The organism is Duganella sp. AC917, assembly GCF_979258245.1.
In genome coordinates this window covers 4,492,797-4,506,159 of sequence record NZ_OZ409848.1, presented here as the reverse complement: position 1 = coordinate 4,506,159, position 13,363 = coordinate 4,492,797, and the positions used below count along the sequence as shown (strand labels likewise).

Sequence of the window (13,363 nt, the reverse complement as noted above, 5' to 3'; positions counted from 1 at the left end):
TATCATATCACCGTGAAATCGAACCGTTGCCCCCCTACCTACGATGGCCGCCGTCCGCTGCGCATGCGCATGATCGCGGCTGCCCTGCTGGTCACCATGCCGATGGCGATGGCGCAGAACGCGCTCGCGCCCGCCAGGATTCCCAACCTGCCGGCGCTGGGTGACACCGAGCGCCAGGACTTGTCGCCGCTGATGGAGCGCAAGCTGGGTGAGGAGATCATGCGCGATATCCGCCGCGACCGCGATTTCCTCGACGATGGTCCCATCCTCGAATATCTGAACACCTTCGGCAACGCGCTGGTGGCGGCCCGTCCGGATGCGCGCGGCGAGGCCAATTTCGACTATTACTTCTTTGCCGTGCGCGATCCGAACCTGAACGCGTTCGCGCTGCCGGGCGGCTTCATCGCGGTGCACTCGGCGCTGCTGCTGGCGGCGCAGTCGGAATCCGAACTGGCGTCCGTGCTCGGCCACGAGATCGGCCACGTTGCGCAGCGCCACATCGCCCGCTCGATCGGCCAGCAAAAGCAGGACGCGCTGATACCGCTGGCGGCGATGATCCTGGCCGCGCTGGCGTCCCGCGCCGGCGGCGACGCGGCCATGGGCGTGTTCCTGGGCGGGCAGGGTCTGGCCATCCAGCGGCAACTCAATTTCGGCCGCGACGCCGAACGCGAGGCCGACCGCATCGGCTTCCAGATCATGGGCGAGGCCGGCTTCGATACGTCCGGCATGGTGGGATTCTTCCAGCGCATGCAGTCCGCGTCGCGCAATTACAGCGACCTGGTGCCGGCTTATCTGCAGAGCCACCCGCTGACCACCGAGCGCATCGCCGACATCCAGGCGCGCATCCGCGACCAGCCGTACAAGCAGCGCGTCGACAGCCTCGATTTCTATCTGGTGCGTTCGCGTGCGCGCGTGTTGCAGGATCAGACATCGCAAGGCTACGCCGAGTCGAAGACGTTTTTTGAGAACCAGATGCTGCAGGAAAACCGCCATCAGTTGACGGCGGGACAATACGGCATGGCCTTCCTGGCGCTGAAAAAAGGCGACACCGCCAACGCGCAGGTGTGGCTGGACAAGGCGCGCGCGACGTTCAACAAGGCGCCCGCCGCCGGCACCTTCAGTGCGGCGCCGAAGCCGTCGTCGGATGCGATCTTTGTCAGCACGGCCATTGAGATCAAGCTGGCGCAGCCGGACAACAAGGCCGTCATCGCCCAGTCGGTGGTCGACGCGGAGGCGGCCCACCAGCGTTATCCGCTGTCGCGCGGCATTGCGCACCTGTACGGCGAGGCGCTGATTGCCGCCGGAAAATACGAGGAGGCGGCCAGCTATCTGCGCGACCAGGTGCAACTGTATCGCGAAGATCCGGACGCCTACGATTTGCTGGCGCAGGCGTATTCCAAGCAGGGCAAGTTGGCCTTGCAGCATATCGCGCTGGCCGAGTCGTATGTGTTGCAGGGCGGCGTGCTGTCGGCGCTTGACCAGCTGAGCTATGCGCGCAAGGCGCCCGATGCGTCGTTCTACGACCAGGCGGTGATCGATGCGCGCGAGCGAGAGTTGCAGGCCCGTCGGCGCGAGGAGATGGGCGACAAGGGCAAGAAAGATTTGCGCGAAGCCGAGAACCGGCCGGCGTTCAAGGCGGAGGTGCGTTCCGGCGCGGAAGACAACAACCGGCCCAGCAATCCGAACAGTCCCTTCTCCAACCAGTCGACCAATCCGTTCGACCGGCTGCGCCAGGGTTCCGAGCTTACGCCGGGGCGCTCGGTTCGCTGACGAAGCCGAAGTGGGCTGGCAGTTGCGCGGCCGCTACTCTGTACACCGGCACCTGACGTTCGTGATCGGTCAGCGTCAACGTGGAGGCGACCGAGTGCGCGTCGCTTTCCATCCACTCCAGCAAGGTTTCGTCGGCCACCGCTTCGTCGTTCATCCTCAGCAGCGGCAGCACCTGCGCGAAATCGCGGTCGTCCAGCTGGGCGACGATTTCGCCGCTGCGCAGCACCAGCGCGCCGCTCTCCGTCAGCACCGCCTTGTCGATGCCGCCCATCGCGGTGCCGGTGTGCAGCAGCCATCCGGAGGACGGATCGGTGCGCACGATGTAGGGCGTCGCTTCCAGGTTGACGTACACGCGCTGGGGGCCGTTCTGGAAATACCAGCAACCCCGTTCATCTGCCGCGTAGTTGCGCACAATGAAGGCGATCAGCGCTTCGTGCGCCAGCTTGTCGCCGGGTAGATTTTGCTGCTGGGCGCGCTCGTCGCGCATGCGCCAATTGCCGCGCGCGTCCAGACCGAGCCAGCCGTAACAGTGGGGCACATTCGGCCATTTGGCCAGCGCCTGCTTGACGATGTCATCCATGTTTCTTCGCTATCCGTTTCTCAACCATACCGTTGTCCATACTGTCGTTGGCGCCTTCCAAAAAATGAATCAGGCGCTGCGGCAGCCAGTGCAGCTTGCCCGGCAACCCGCCGACCGCGAAGCCGACATGGCCTCCGTGGTCAGGATAGTCCAATACCACGTTTGGCGCCGCACGCTGCGGCAGATGGCGGCCCGGCAAGAACGGATCGTTTTTGGCGTTGAGCACCAGGGTCGGCACGGTGATGTCGTTGAGCACGTGTTTGGCGCTGGCGCGGTCCCAGTAGTCGTCGGTGTCGCGGTAGCCGTGCAGCGGCGCCGTGACGACGTTGTCGAAGGCGTACAGGTCGCGCGCGGCGTGCAGCGCATCGAGGTCGAACAGTCCGGGAAACTCGCGCAGCTTGGCGATGCACTTGGGCTTGAGCGTTTGCAGGAACATGCGCGTGTAGATCATGTTCAAACCGCGCGACAGCGAGGCGCCGCCCTGCGCCAGGTCCAGCGGCGCCGACACCGAGCAGGCGGCGTCGACAAAGTCGGCCTGGTGCTGCGATTCGCCCAGCCAGCGCAGCAGCGCGTTGCCCCCGAGCGAGACGCCGGCCGCGTAGAACTTGCCGCCGCCCTGGCCCGCATGGCGGGCGTGCAGGCGCCGGATGATCCAGTCGACTTCGGTCGCGTCGCCGGAATGGTAGAAGCGCGGTGCGCGGTTGGCCTCGCCGGAGCAGCCGCGAAAATGCGGCACCGCGCCGGACCAGCCGCGCGCGGCGATGTCGGCCATCAGCGCCCGCGCGTAGTGGCTGTCGGACGAACCTTCAAGGCCGTGGAACAGCACCACGAACGGCTGCCCGGGCTGCCCGTCGACGAAATCGACATCGACGAAGTCGCCGTCCGGCGCGTCCCAGCGTTCCCGGCGGAACGTCACCGCCGGCTTGGCGATGGCGACGGCCGGGTAGATGGTTTGCAGGTGACCGCTAGGCAGCCAGAACGGAGCGGTGTACTTCACGGCGGACAGTGGACGGTGGCGTTAGTGCAGCACTTGCGCTGCCGTGTCGGCAGGCACCGGACCGGGCGCGACCGAGACGTGGTGCAGCACGATGCGCCAGCCGCGCGGCGTTTTGACGTAGACGTTGGTGGCGACCAGGTGCGCCGGCTCGCCGCTGGCGGCCGTCGTGCCTTCGACCACCGTGTGCACGGAACTCATCAAATTGTGGGTTTCGTGCAGTTGCGACGGCATGATGTGCAGGCCGCCGTGTTCGAGGATCTTGCTCCACGACGCGCGGATCGCCGCGTGGCCGATCAGCCGGGTGCCGCCGGGATGGACGCAGACGATCTCTTCGTCGTCAGCCCACAGGGCCATCAAAGCGTCCAGGTCGGCGCGGTTGAGCGCGGCGTAGAACGCCGTTTCCACCTCGACGGCGCTGCCGTTCAACTGTTTTTCTCGTTTAATGGGCATGCTGGCTCCGGAGGACGCGGCGGGCGGTCTGCATCGATTAATGGTGACCGAGCACGGTGCCCGGCTTGAGGCGGTAGGCGGTGCCGCAGTACGGGCATTTGGCGGTGCCGTCGTTGTTGAATTCCAGGAACACGCGTGGGTGCGACGACCACAGCGGCATGGCTGGGTTCGGGCAGTGTGCCGGCAGATCCTTGCCGTCCAGCTCAACTTCGTTGGGGGCGGCTGGGGCGGACGTGTTGGCGTTGGTCATGTTGTAATGCTCCGAAAGGCGTGAAAACCACGATTTTAACGGAATTGCGCATTGAGCAAAAATCATCGGTAAAATAGCGCCTCTACAATACCGGTGTGGCCTGCTCTGTGGCGGGAATGCCACAACCCCCAGCGCACCTACAGCCACATGACCGAACCGAGCAGCACACCTCCCGCGCCCGCGCGCAGGCCCGAACCCCCTGAGCGTTATGTGGCCGAACATCACGAGCCATCCTGGAGGGAAGGGCTGAAGGTCGGCACTCCCACATTGTTCGGCATCGGCGCCTGGGGCCTGGTGGTGGGCATCGCGATGGTCAAGTCGGGCTTGACCGTGCCGCAGGCGCTGGGCATGACGTTGCTGGTGTTCGCCGGTTCGGCGCAGTTGGCGGCGCTGCCGTTGATCGCGGCCAGCGCGCCGATCTGGGTCATTTTCCTGACGGCGTTCGTCGTTAACCTTCGTTTCGTTATTTTTGCCGCCTTGCTGGCGCCGCACTTCGCCCATCTTCCGTGGAAGCGCCGGTTTTTGCTCGGCTATGTCTCCGGTGATCTGACGGTGGCGCTGTTTTTGCAAAAATATCCGTCCGAAGCGCCGGAAGTTGGGAAGTTGTCCTATCTGAAAGGCTTGATGTATCCGAACTGGGGAGCCTGGCAGGTCGGGTCGATCGCCGGCATTTTCCTCGGCAGCACGGTGCCGACAGAATGGGGGCTGGGATTTGCCGGCACCTTGGCCATCATTTGCGTGATGATACCGTTGATGATAGGGCGGCCGGCGTTGTGCGGCGTGGTCGTCGCCGGCGTCGTGTCCGTGCTCGCGGCCGCTTTGCCTTATAAACTGGGATTGTTGCTGGCCGTGCTGGTCGGCATGCTGACGGCGATGGCGGTGGAAGAGGGCACGGAAAAGTGGCGCAACCGCCTGGGGAATAAAAATGGCTGATTGGGAAATCTGGGTCGTCATCGGCGTGCTGGCGCTGGCCACCGCCGCCACGCGCAGCTCGTTCTGGCTGATCGGCCAGCACATCACCATCCCCAAACGGGTGCAGGAAATGCTGCGCTATGCGCCAGCCTGCGCGCTGGCGGCGATTATCGCCCCGGATCTGCTGCTCGCCCCGGACGGCCACGCCGTCCTCGATTTCAGTAACCTGAAATTAATCTCGGGGATCTTCGCCACGGGTTATTATTTGCTGCGGCGCAATATGCTCGAGACGATCATCTTTGGTATGGCTTTCTTTACGGCACTACGGCTGCTGCCGACCCTTGTTCCTGTATTTTAATAACAAGAAAACACCGCTCGGCTTGCGGTAAAATAGCGCTCTTCTTTCAACTCACCCTTGGGTCGCCATGTCCGCTGTTTTGAACTTCATCCGTCTGCAAGATCTCATCGCCCAGAATGCGCTGCAAGGCAAGCGCGTCTTCATCCGTGCCGACTTGAACGTGCCGCAGGACGATGCGGGCAATATCACCGAAGATACGCGCATCCGTGCATCCGTTCCGGCGATCAAAGCGGCCGTGGCCGCCGGCGCCAAGGTGATGGTCACGTCCCACCTGGGCCGTCCGACCGAAGGCGAGTTCAAACCGGAAGACAGCCTGGCGCCGGTCGCCGCGCGCCTGTCCGAACTGCTGGGCCAGCCGGTCGAGCTGAAACAGAACTGGGTCGACGGCGCCGGCCTGGAAAACCTGCAAGCCGGCCAGGTCGTGCTGCTGGAAAACGTCCGCGTCAACAAGGGCGAGAAGAAGAACAACGACGAACTGGCGCAAAAAATGGCCAAGTTGTGCGATATCTATGTCAACGACGCTTTCGGCACCGCGCACCGGGCCGAGGCATCGACCCACGGCATCGCCAAGTTCGCGCCGGTCGCGTCGGCGGGTCCGCTGCTGGCCGCCGAGCTGGACGCATTGGGCAAGGCGCTGGGCGCCCCGGCCCGTCCGCTGCTGGCCATCGTCGCCGGTTCCAAGGTGTCGTCCAAGCTGTCGATCCTCAAGGCGCTGGCCGACAAGGTCGATAATCTGATCGTCGGCGGCGGCATCGCCAACACCTTCATGAAGGCTGTCGGCCTGAACATCGGCAAGTCGCTGGTGGAAAATGAGCTGGTGGAAGAAGCCAAAGCCATCATCGACATCATGGCCAAACGCGGCGCCCAAGTGCCGATTCCGGTCGATGTCGTGTGCGCCAAGGAATTCTCGCCAACCGCCGTCGCCACCGTCAAGGACGTGGCCGACGTCGCAGATGACGACATGATCCTCGATATCGGCCCTAAAACCGCCGCCACGCTGGCCGCGCAGATCGCCGCCGCCGGCACCATCGTCTGGAACGGCCCGGTCGGCGTGTTCGAGTTCGACCAGTTCGGCGAAGGCACCAAAACGCTGGCGCTGGCGATCGCCAACTCGAAGGCCTTCTCGATCGCGGGCGGCGGCGATACGCTGGCGGCGATCGCCAAGTACGGCATCACCGAACAGATCGGCTATATCTCGACCGGCGGCGGCGCTTTCCTGGAGTTCTTGGAAGGCAAGACGCTGCCGGCGGTGGAAATCTTGACGCAGCGTGCTGCGGTGCAATAAATTTAGTGTCAATGTGACGTAAAAAGCACGGTCGTGCGGTGTAGCAAATTGCCAGTAAAATCCTAGTAATAGCTGAAAAAAGTCCGGTTCGTGAAAGTTTGCTACAAAGGTTTGTAGTCTGGCTACAAAAATAGCCGCTTTGTCACTTTCGAACCGGGCGACACCAAGCTCAACACGAGCTTACAGTGCAGCTTTTCCTGGTTTTTTCCTGGCCCCCGCCGCTTTTGCGGGAGCTGCCCGCATGACCCAACGCTCAAGGAATCCTATGTCCCGTAGTACCAAAATTGTCGCAACGATCGGCCCGGCCTCTACAGACTTCAACGTTCTGGTAAAAATGATACGCGCCGGGGTGGATGTCGTGCGTTTGAATTTCTCGCACGGCAAGGCGCAGGACCATATCGACCGCGCCAAGCTGGTGCGTGAAGCGGCCGCCGAATGCGGTCGCGAAGTGGCGATCATGGCGGACATGCAGGGTCCGAAGATCCGCGTGGGCAAATTTGAAAATGGTAAGATCGATCTGACCAACGGCGACAAGTTCATCCTGGACGCCAAGTGGGGCGAGAACGGCGAACTGGGCAATCAGGACCGCGTCGGTCTGGATTACAAGGCGCTGCCGCAGGATTTGCGCGCCGACGACAAGCTGCTGTTGAACGACGGCTTGATCGTGCTGGTGGTCGACAAGATCGTCGGCCATGAAATCTTCACCACCGTCAAAATCGGTGGCGAGCTGTCCAATAACAAGGGCATCAACCGCCAGGGTGGCGGCCTGACCGCGCCGGCGCTGACCGCCAAGGACATGGAAGACATCAAGACGGCAATGAGTTTCCAGTGCGATTACCTGGCGATCTCGTTCCCGAAAAGCGCAACCGACATGGAAATGGCGCGCACGCTGGCCAATATCGCCGGCGAGCCGTTCAACCATAAGCCGATGATGATCGCCAAGATCGAGCGCGCCGAAGCGATCCCTGTGCTGCAGGAGATCCTCGACGCCTCCGACGGCATCATGGTCGCCCGTGGCGACCTGGCGGTGGAAGTGGGCAACGCGGCCGTGCCGGCGTTGCAAAAGCGCATGATCAAGATGGCGCGCGAGTCGAACAAGCTGGCGATCACCGCGACCCAGATGATGGAGTCGATGATCTTCAACGCCGTGCCGACCCGCGCCGAAGTGTCCGACGTGGCCAACGCCGTGCTGGACGGTACCGACGCGGTGATGACCTCGGCGGAAACCGCCTCGGGCCGTTATCCGATCGAGACCGTGGAAATGATGGCCGCCATTTGCGTGGAAGCCGAGCAGTCCGAGTACAACAAGCTCGACGCCGACTTTTTGAATGTGACCTTCACCCGCATCGACCAGTCGATCGCCTACGGCGCGCTGTTCACCGCGCACCACCTGGCGGTCAAGGCGATCGTCGCGCTGACCGAGTCCGGTTCGACCGCGCTGTGGATGAGCCGTCACAACATCGACACGCCGATCTACGCGTTGACGCCGAGCGTGACGACCCAGCGCAAGGCGGCGCTCTACCGTAACGTGAAGGCCTACAATCTGGCGCAGGCTGGCGATAGCGCCGCCGTGTTGCAGCAGGCGGAAGACTTGTTGGTGCAGAACGGCATCGTCAAGAAGGGCGATATGATCGTTGTGACGTGGGGCGGCCAGATGGGCCAGGCCGGCGGCACCAACGCGCTCAAGATCGTCAAAGTAGGTATTAAGTAAGTCCGATAGCGCGCCCCCGCGAAACGGGGGCGCAATGCTCCGGCAACCAAGTTTTTTTATTGTTTGGAGTACACATCATGTCCCTCGTATCCATGCGTCAACTGCTGGACCACGCCGCTGAAAACGGCTATGGCATCCCTGCTTTCAACGTCAACAATCTGGAACAAGTGCAAGCCATCATGGCTGCTGCCGACGCGCTCGACAGCCCGGTCATCATGCAAGCATCCGCTGGCGCCCGCAAATATGCCGGCGAAGCGTTCCTGCGTCATCTGATCGACGCCGCGATTGAAGCCTATCCACACATTCCGGTCGTTATGCACCAGGATCACGGCCAGTCGCCGGCGGTCTGCATGGCAGCGATCCGCTCCGGCTTCTCGTCGGTGATGATGGACGGCTCGCTGGAAGCGGACGGCAAATCGGTCGCATCGTACGAGTACAACGTCGAAGTGTCGCGCGAAGTGGTCAAGTTCTCGCACGCCATCGGCGTCACGGTGGAAGCCGAACTGGGCGTGCTCGGTTCGCTGGAAACCATGAAGGGCGACAAGGAAGACGGCCACGGCGCCGACGGCACCATGACCCGCGAGCAGCTGCTGACCGACGTCAACCAGGCCGCCGACTTCGTCAAGCAAACCCAGTGCGACGCGCTGGCCATCGCCATCGGTACCTCGCACGGCGCTTACAAGTTCACCCGCAAGCCTACCGGCGACATCCTGGCGATCGACCGCATCAAGGAAATCCACGCACGCATCCCGAACACCCACCTGGTGATGCACGGTTCGTCGTCGGTGCCGCAGGAACTGCTGGCCATCATCCGCGAATTCGGCGGTGACATGAAGGAAACCTATGGCGTGCCGGTTGAAGAGATTCAAGAAGGCATCCGCCACGGCGTTCGCAAGATCAACATCGACACCGACATCCGCCTGGCGATGACCGCCGCGATCCGTCAGTTCATGTTCCAGAACCCGTCGAAGTTCGATCCGCGCGACTACCTGAAGCCTGCGCGTCTGGCCGCCGAACAAATCGTTCGCGCCCGTTTCGAGCAGTTCGGCTGCGCCGGACAAGCCTCGAAAATCAAGCAAGTGACGCTGGAAAAAATGGCCGAACGTTACAAGGCCGGCGAACTGCAACAGATTGTGAAGTAAAATTCGGGTTGGACGGGCGAAGGTTGCCCGAATCTCTTGACCGGCTGGCAAGGTTTCCTTGTCGCCGGTTTTCGCTTTTTCTACGTTTGGTTAATACATTCTCCGCTATGAACAGCCTTTACCAATCCTCCATCAAATCCCTGCCACTGCTCGGCCATGGCAAAGTCCGCGACAACTACGCCGTCGGCGACGATAAAATTCTGATCGTCACCACCGACCGCTTGTCCGCCTTCGACGTTGTCATGAACGAGCCTATCCCTGGCAAGGGCATGGTCTTGAACCAGATGAGCGATTTCTGGTTCGAGAAACTGGGCCACATCGTGCCGAACCACCTGACCGGCGTCGCGCCGGAGTCGGTGGTCGCAGCCGATGAGGTGGAGCAGGTCAAGGGCCGCGCAGTGGTCGCCAAGCGTCTGAAACCGATCATGGTCGAGGCGGTCGTGCGCGGTTACATCATCGGTTCGGGCTGGAAGGATTACCAGGCCACCGGCAGCATCTGCGGCATCGAGCTGCCTGCCGGCCTGCGCCAGGCGGAGAAATTGCCTGAGCCGCTGTTCACCCCGGCCGCGAAAGCCGATCTGGGCGAGCACGACGAGAACATCAGCTTTGCCGACATGGAAAGCCGCATCGGCGCCGAACTGGCCGCCAAAATGCGCGATATCAGCATCAAGTTGTACACGGCCGCTGCGGACTACGCGGCCACGCGCGGCATCATCATTGCCGACACCAAATTTGAATTCGGCCTGGACGAAAACGGCGTCATGCACCTGATGGACGAAGTGCTGACGGCCGACTCGTCGCGCTTCTGGCCTGCCGATTCGTACGCGCCCGACATGTCGCCGCCGTCGTTCGACAAACAATTCGTGCGCGATTACCTGGAAACGCTGGACTGGGGCAAGACCGCGCCGGCGCCTGCGCTGCCGGCCGACGTCATCGACAAGACCCAGGCCAAGTACTTCGAGGCGATCGAGCGTCTGACCGGCCAGAAGCTGAAGGCCTGAGATGGCGGACGCTAACAACTCCACCGCCAAGCCGCTGGTCGGCGTCATCATGGGCTCGTCCTCGGACTGGGACGTGATGCAGAACGCGGTCGCCGTCCTCAAACAGTTCGGCGTGCCGTTCGAGGCGCAGGTTATTTCCGCGCACCGCATGCCGGACGAGATGTATGCGTACGCGAAAAGCGCACGCGCGCGCGGCTTGCGCGCCATCATCGCCGGCGCCGGCGGTGCTGCGCACCTGCCGGGCATGGTCGCGGCAATGACCATCGTGCCGGTGCTGGGCGTGCCGGTGCCGTCGAAGTATCTGCGCGGCGAGGATTCGCTGTTGTCCATCGTGCAGATGCCGAAGGGCGTGCCGGTGTCGACTTTCGCCATCGGCGAAGCGGGCGCCGCCAATGCCGCGCTGACGGCCGTGGCAATGATCGCCGCCAACGACGACGCGCTGGCCGACAAGCTGGAAGCCTTCCGCGTGACGCAGACCGACGCCGCCAAGGCCATGACGCTGCCGCTTGAATAATCCGCCTGAATACGCGCTTTGACTATGACGAGTAAAGAGTTTTCCACGGAGTCCGCTCCGTTGCTGCCCGCCGCCAATCCGGCGGCGTGGCTGGGTGTGATGGGCGGCGGTCAGCTGGGCCGCATGTTCGCCCAGGCCGCCCAGAGCATGGGCTATCAGGTCGCCGTGCTCGAGCCTGCCGATGAATGTCCTGCGGGACAGGTCGCGCAGCGCCTGGTCAACGCCGGCTACAGCGATGCCGCGGGATTGGATGCGCTGGCCGCGCAGTGTCTGGCCGTCACGACCGAATTCGAGAACGTGCCCGCCGACAGCCTGTCGCGGCTGGCGGAGCACGTATTCGTGGCCCCCAACGCGCATGGCGTATCGGTGGCGCAGGACCGCATCGCCGAGAAGAAATTCTTTGTCGATTGCGCGCCGCGCTCGGGCGTGATGCCGGCGCCGCACAAAGTGATCGCATCGCAGCAGGATATCGACGATATCGCCGACGATCTGCTGCCGGGCATCCTCAAGACCGTGCGCATGGGTTACGACGGCAAGGGCCAGGTCCGCGTGAAGTCGCGCGCGGACGTGCGCGCCGCGTTTGAAAGCATGGACAAGGTCACCTGCCTGCTGGAAAAAATGCTGCCGCTGGCCTACGAAGTGTCGGTGCTGACCGCGCGCGGCGCCGACGGCGCGTCGGTGGTGTATCCGATCGCCGAGAACGTCCACCGCGACGGCATCCTGTTCACCACCACGGTGCCGGGCCCCAACGTTTCCGACGCCAGCGCCAAGGTGGCGCAGCAGGCGGCGCAGGCGATCGTGGCCGAGCTCGGCTATGTCGGCGTGCTGTGCATCGAATTCTTCGTGCTGACCGACGGCAGCCTGGTGGTCAACGAGATGGCGCCGCGTCCGCACAACAGCGGCCACTACACCATGGACGCCTGCGTCACCAGCCAGTTCGCGCAGCAGGTCCGCGCGATGGCGCGCTTGCCGCTGGGCGATGTCCGCCAGCACTCGCCGGCCGTGATGCTCAACATCCTCGGCGATGTCTGGTTCGAGGACGACAGTGACAACACCCGTGAACCGGCCTGGGACCGCATCCTGGCGCTGCCGGGCGCGTGTCTGCATCTGTACGGCAAGGACGATCCGCGCCGTGCCCGCAAGATGGGTCACCTGACCATTGTCGCGCCGACACTGGACGAAGCGCAGCGCCAGCTCGACGCCGCCTGCGCCATTCTGGGTATCGCGCCGTGAAAAAACAGCATCCCTCGGTAGCCGACGCCGCCGACATTACGGCAGCGGCGGCGGTTCTCGAGGAGGGCGGCCTGGTCGCCTTTCCGACCGAGACCGTCTACGGCCTGGGCGCCGACGCCGAAAATCCGGCCGCCGTGGCGCGGATTTACCAGGCCAAGGGCCGCCCCAACGACCACCCGGTGATCGTGCATGTGGCCCCCGGCGCCGACCTGGACTATTGGGTTACCGATATCCCGCAAGAAGCGCGGCAACTGGTTGCCGCCTTCTGGCCGGGACCGCTGACCTTGATTTTGAAACGCGCCTCTCATATTCCCGACGCCGTCTCCGGCGGCCAGGACACGGTCGGCATCCGCTGCCCGTCGCATCCGGTCGCGATCGCCTTGCTGAGCGCCTTCAAGGGCGGCAAGGGCGGTGTGGCCGCGCCGTCGGCCAACAAATTCGGCAACGTCAGCCCGACCACGGCCCAGCACGTGCGCGACGAGTTCGCGCTGGACGACGAGGATGAGGGCTCGATAACGGGCGATGACGGCTGTTCGGCCGCCTTATTGACGACCGTGCTCGAGGGCGGTCCCAGCCAGGTGGGCATCGAATCGACCATCGTCGACCTGTCGCGTCTGGCGACGCACGGCCCGGTGCTGCTGCGTCCCGGCCATATCAGCGCCGGGCAGATCGCCGACGTCATCGGCACACTGCCGGCGGCGCCCGACCAGGCCGCGCCGCGCGCATCCGGCACGCTGGAATCGCATTACGCGCCGCGCACGCCGGTGACCATGCTCGACAGCTTGGCGTTGACGGCAACGCTGCCACGGCTGCAAGCCAAAGGCGTCAAGGTCGCGGTCATCAGCCACGCGCTGCCAGCGCTGGTGCCGAGCCAGCAAATCCTGCCCGCCGATCCGGCCGGCTACGCCTACGGCCTCTACGCCGCCTTGCGCGACATGGACCAGACCGGATCGGACGTGATCCTGGTCGAAACCCCGCCGCAAGATGCGCAATGGCTGGGCGTCAATGACCGCCTGCGCCGTTCCGTGTTCGGCTCTGCGGGCGTCATCGACTCCCTGCTGCAATAACTCGCAAAACCGGTGTCAGTTCCGAGGTTCGGACTTTCCTGGAACTTTTCACCAGCTAAAAGTTCCCTTTTTAGCCATTGTCCGAATGTCGGA

The 13,363-nt window shown here is 63.5% G+C and carries 14 protein-coding genes; 10 read left to right on the top strand and 4 right to left on the bottom strand.

The annotated features are described in order from the left end of the window. Nucleotides 1-63: 63 nt before the first annotated feature. Complete coding sequence (locus tag ACZ0BA_RS19620; RefSeq protein WP_463454795.1) at nt 64-1,770, top strand: beta-barrel assembly-enhancing protease; 1,707 nt, start codon at nt 64-66, stop codon at nt 1,768-1,770. Here ACZ0BA_RS19620 and ACZ0BA_RS19615 read toward each other — a convergent pair. The 4 genes from ACZ0BA_RS19615 to ACZ0BA_RS19600 are packed head-to-tail and all read right to left on the bottom strand — an operon-like array spanning nt 1,745 to nt 4,047. Next, nucleotides 1,745-2,350, bottom strand: a complete 606-nt coding sequence (locus tag ACZ0BA_RS19615) for a DUF2946 family protein (protein WP_463452870.1) — start codon at nt 2,348-2,350, stop codon at nt 1,745-1,747. The two genes, ACZ0BA_RS19620 and ACZ0BA_RS19615, sit on opposite strands and share 26 nt — an antisense overlap. Further along, nucleotides 2,343-3,347: a YheT family hydrolase gene (locus ACZ0BA_RS19610; RefSeq protein ID WP_463452869.1), complete on the bottom strand. Its 1,005-nt coding sequence runs from the start codon at nt 3,345-3,347 to the stop codon at nt 2,343-2,345. Before ACZ0BA_RS19610 ends, ACZ0BA_RS19615 begins: the two co-directional genes overlap by 8 nt. 21 nt (nt 3,348-3,368) lie before the next feature. Continuing rightward, the gene (locus tag ACZ0BA_RS19605) at nt 3,369-3,797 is read right to left on the bottom strand and encodes a YybH family protein (RefSeq protein WP_463452868.1); all 429 of its coding nucleotides are present in this window, start codon (nt 3,795-3,797) and stop codon (nt 3,369-3,371) included. A gap of 37 nt (nt 3,798-3,834) precedes the next feature. Next, entirely contained in the window at nt 3,835-4,047 is a 213-nt protein-coding gene (locus tag ACZ0BA_RS19600; protein ID WP_463452867.1) for a zinc-finger domain-containing protein, read from the bottom strand. Between the two features lie 147 nt (nt 4,048-4,194). Between ACZ0BA_RS19600 and ACZ0BA_RS19595 the strand changes: the two genes are divergently transcribed. The 9 genes from ACZ0BA_RS19595 (at nt 4,195) to ACZ0BA_RS19555 (ending at nt 13,270) form a co-directional block, all read left to right on the top strand. Next, the gene (locus ACZ0BA_RS19595) at nt 4,195-4,980 is read left to right on the top strand and encodes an AzlC family ABC transporter permease (protein ID WP_463452866.1); all 786 of its coding nucleotides are present in this window, start codon (nt 4,195-4,197) and stop codon (nt 4,978-4,980) included. Then, complete coding sequence (locus ACZ0BA_RS19590) at nt 4,973-5,317, top strand: AzlD domain-containing protein (protein ID WP_463452865.1); 345 nt, start codon at nt 4,973-4,975, stop codon at nt 5,315-5,317. Before ACZ0BA_RS19595 ends, ACZ0BA_RS19590 begins: the two co-directional genes overlap by 8 nt. A 67-nt stretch (nt 5,318-5,384) precedes the next feature. After that, on the top strand, nt 5,385-6,602 hold the full coding sequence (locus ACZ0BA_RS19585; RefSeq protein WP_463452864.1) for a phosphoglycerate kinase: 1,218 nt from the start codon (nt 5,385-5,387) through the stop codon (nt 6,600-6,602). Between the two features lie 265 nt (nt 6,603-6,867). Next, nucleotides 6,868-8,313: a pyruvate kinase gene (gene pyk / locus ACZ0BA_RS19580; RefSeq protein ID WP_463452863.1), complete on the top strand. Its 1,446-nt coding sequence runs from the start codon at nt 6,868-6,870 to the stop codon at nt 8,311-8,313. Nucleotides 8,314-8,390: 77 nt separating this feature from the next. Continuing rightward, nucleotides 8,391-9,455, top strand: coding sequence for a class II fructose-bisphosphate aldolase (gene fba, locus ACZ0BA_RS19575; protein WP_090325362.1), 1,065 nt, complete (start codon nt 8,391-8,393; stop codon nt 9,453-9,455). 107 nt (nt 9,456-9,562) lie between these two features. Further along, the gene (locus tag ACZ0BA_RS19570; RefSeq protein ID WP_463452862.1) at nt 9,563-10,456 is read left to right on the top strand and encodes a phosphoribosylaminoimidazolesuccinocarboxamide synthase; all 894 of its coding nucleotides are present in this window, start codon (nt 9,563-9,565) and stop codon (nt 10,454-10,456) included. Between the two features lies 1 nt (nt 10,457). Further along, nucleotides 10,458-10,970 (top strand): 5-(carboxyamino)imidazole ribonucleotide mutase, encoded by a 513-nt coding sequence (gene purE, locus ACZ0BA_RS19565; protein WP_463452861.1) that lies wholly within the window; start codon nt 10,458-10,460, stop codon nt 10,968-10,970. Nucleotides 10,971-10,994: 24 nt separating this feature from the next. Beyond that, nucleotides 10,995-12,203: a 5-(carboxyamino)imidazole ribonucleotide synthase gene (locus tag ACZ0BA_RS19560; protein WP_463452860.1), complete on the top strand. Its 1,209-nt coding sequence runs from the start codon at nt 10,995-10,997 to the stop codon at nt 12,201-12,203. Beyond that, a complete protein-coding gene (locus ACZ0BA_RS19555) occupies nt 12,200-13,270 on the top strand; it encodes an L-threonylcarbamoyladenylate synthase (RefSeq protein ID WP_463452859.1) in 1,071 nt (356 codons plus the stop codon). The genes ACZ0BA_RS19560 and ACZ0BA_RS19555 overlap by 4 nt, the downstream gene beginning before the upstream one ends. Nucleotides 13,271-13,363 lie beyond the last annotated feature (93 nt).

Bases quoted from the DNA above. Each gene is read 5' to 3' on its own strand.
- purE (WP_463452861.1), top strand. From the start codon at position 10,458: ATGGCGGACGCTAACAACTCCACCGCCAAGCCGCTGGTCGGCGTCATC.
- fba (WP_090325362.1), top strand. From the start codon at position 8,391: ATGTCCCTCGTATCCATGCGTCAACTGCTGGACCACGCCGCTGAAAAC.
- ACZ0BA_RS19605 (WP_463452868.1), bottom strand. From the start codon at position 3,797: ATGCCCATTAAACGAGAAAAACAGTTGAACGGCAGCGCCGTCGAGGTG.
- ACZ0BA_RS19560 (WP_463452860.1), top strand. From the start codon at position 10,995: ATGACGAGTAAAGAGTTTTCCACGGAGTCCGCTCCGTTGCTGCCCGCC.
- ACZ0BA_RS19600 (WP_463452867.1), bottom strand. From the start codon at position 4,047: ATGACCAACGCCAACACGTCCGCCCCAGCCGCCCCCAACGAAGTTGAG.
- ACZ0BA_RS19570 (WP_463452862.1), top strand. From the start codon at position 9,563: ATGAACAGCCTTTACCAATCCTCCATCAAATCCCTGCCACTGCTCGGC.
- ACZ0BA_RS19615 (WP_463452870.1), bottom strand. From the start codon at position 2,350: ATGGATGACATCGTCAAGCAGGCGCTGGCCAAATGGCCGAATGTGCCC.
- ACZ0BA_RS19585 (WP_463452864.1), top strand. From the start codon at position 5,385: ATGTCCGCTGTTTTGAACTTCATCCGTCTGCAAGATCTCATCGCCCAG.
- ACZ0BA_RS19620 (WP_463454795.1), top strand. From the start codon at position 64: ATGCGCATGATCGCGGCTGCCCTGCTGGTCACCATGCCGATGGCGATG.
- pyk (WP_463452863.1), top strand. From the start codon at position 6,868: ATGTCCCGTAGTACCAAAATTGTCGCAACGATCGGCCCGGCCTCTACA.
- ACZ0BA_RS19590 (WP_463452865.1), top strand. From the start codon at position 4,973: ATGGCTGATTGGGAAATCTGGGTCGTCATCGGCGTGCTGGCGCTGGCC.
- ACZ0BA_RS19595 (WP_463452866.1), top strand. From the start codon at position 4,195: ATGACCGAACCGAGCAGCACACCTCCCGCGCCCGCGCGCAGGCCCGAA.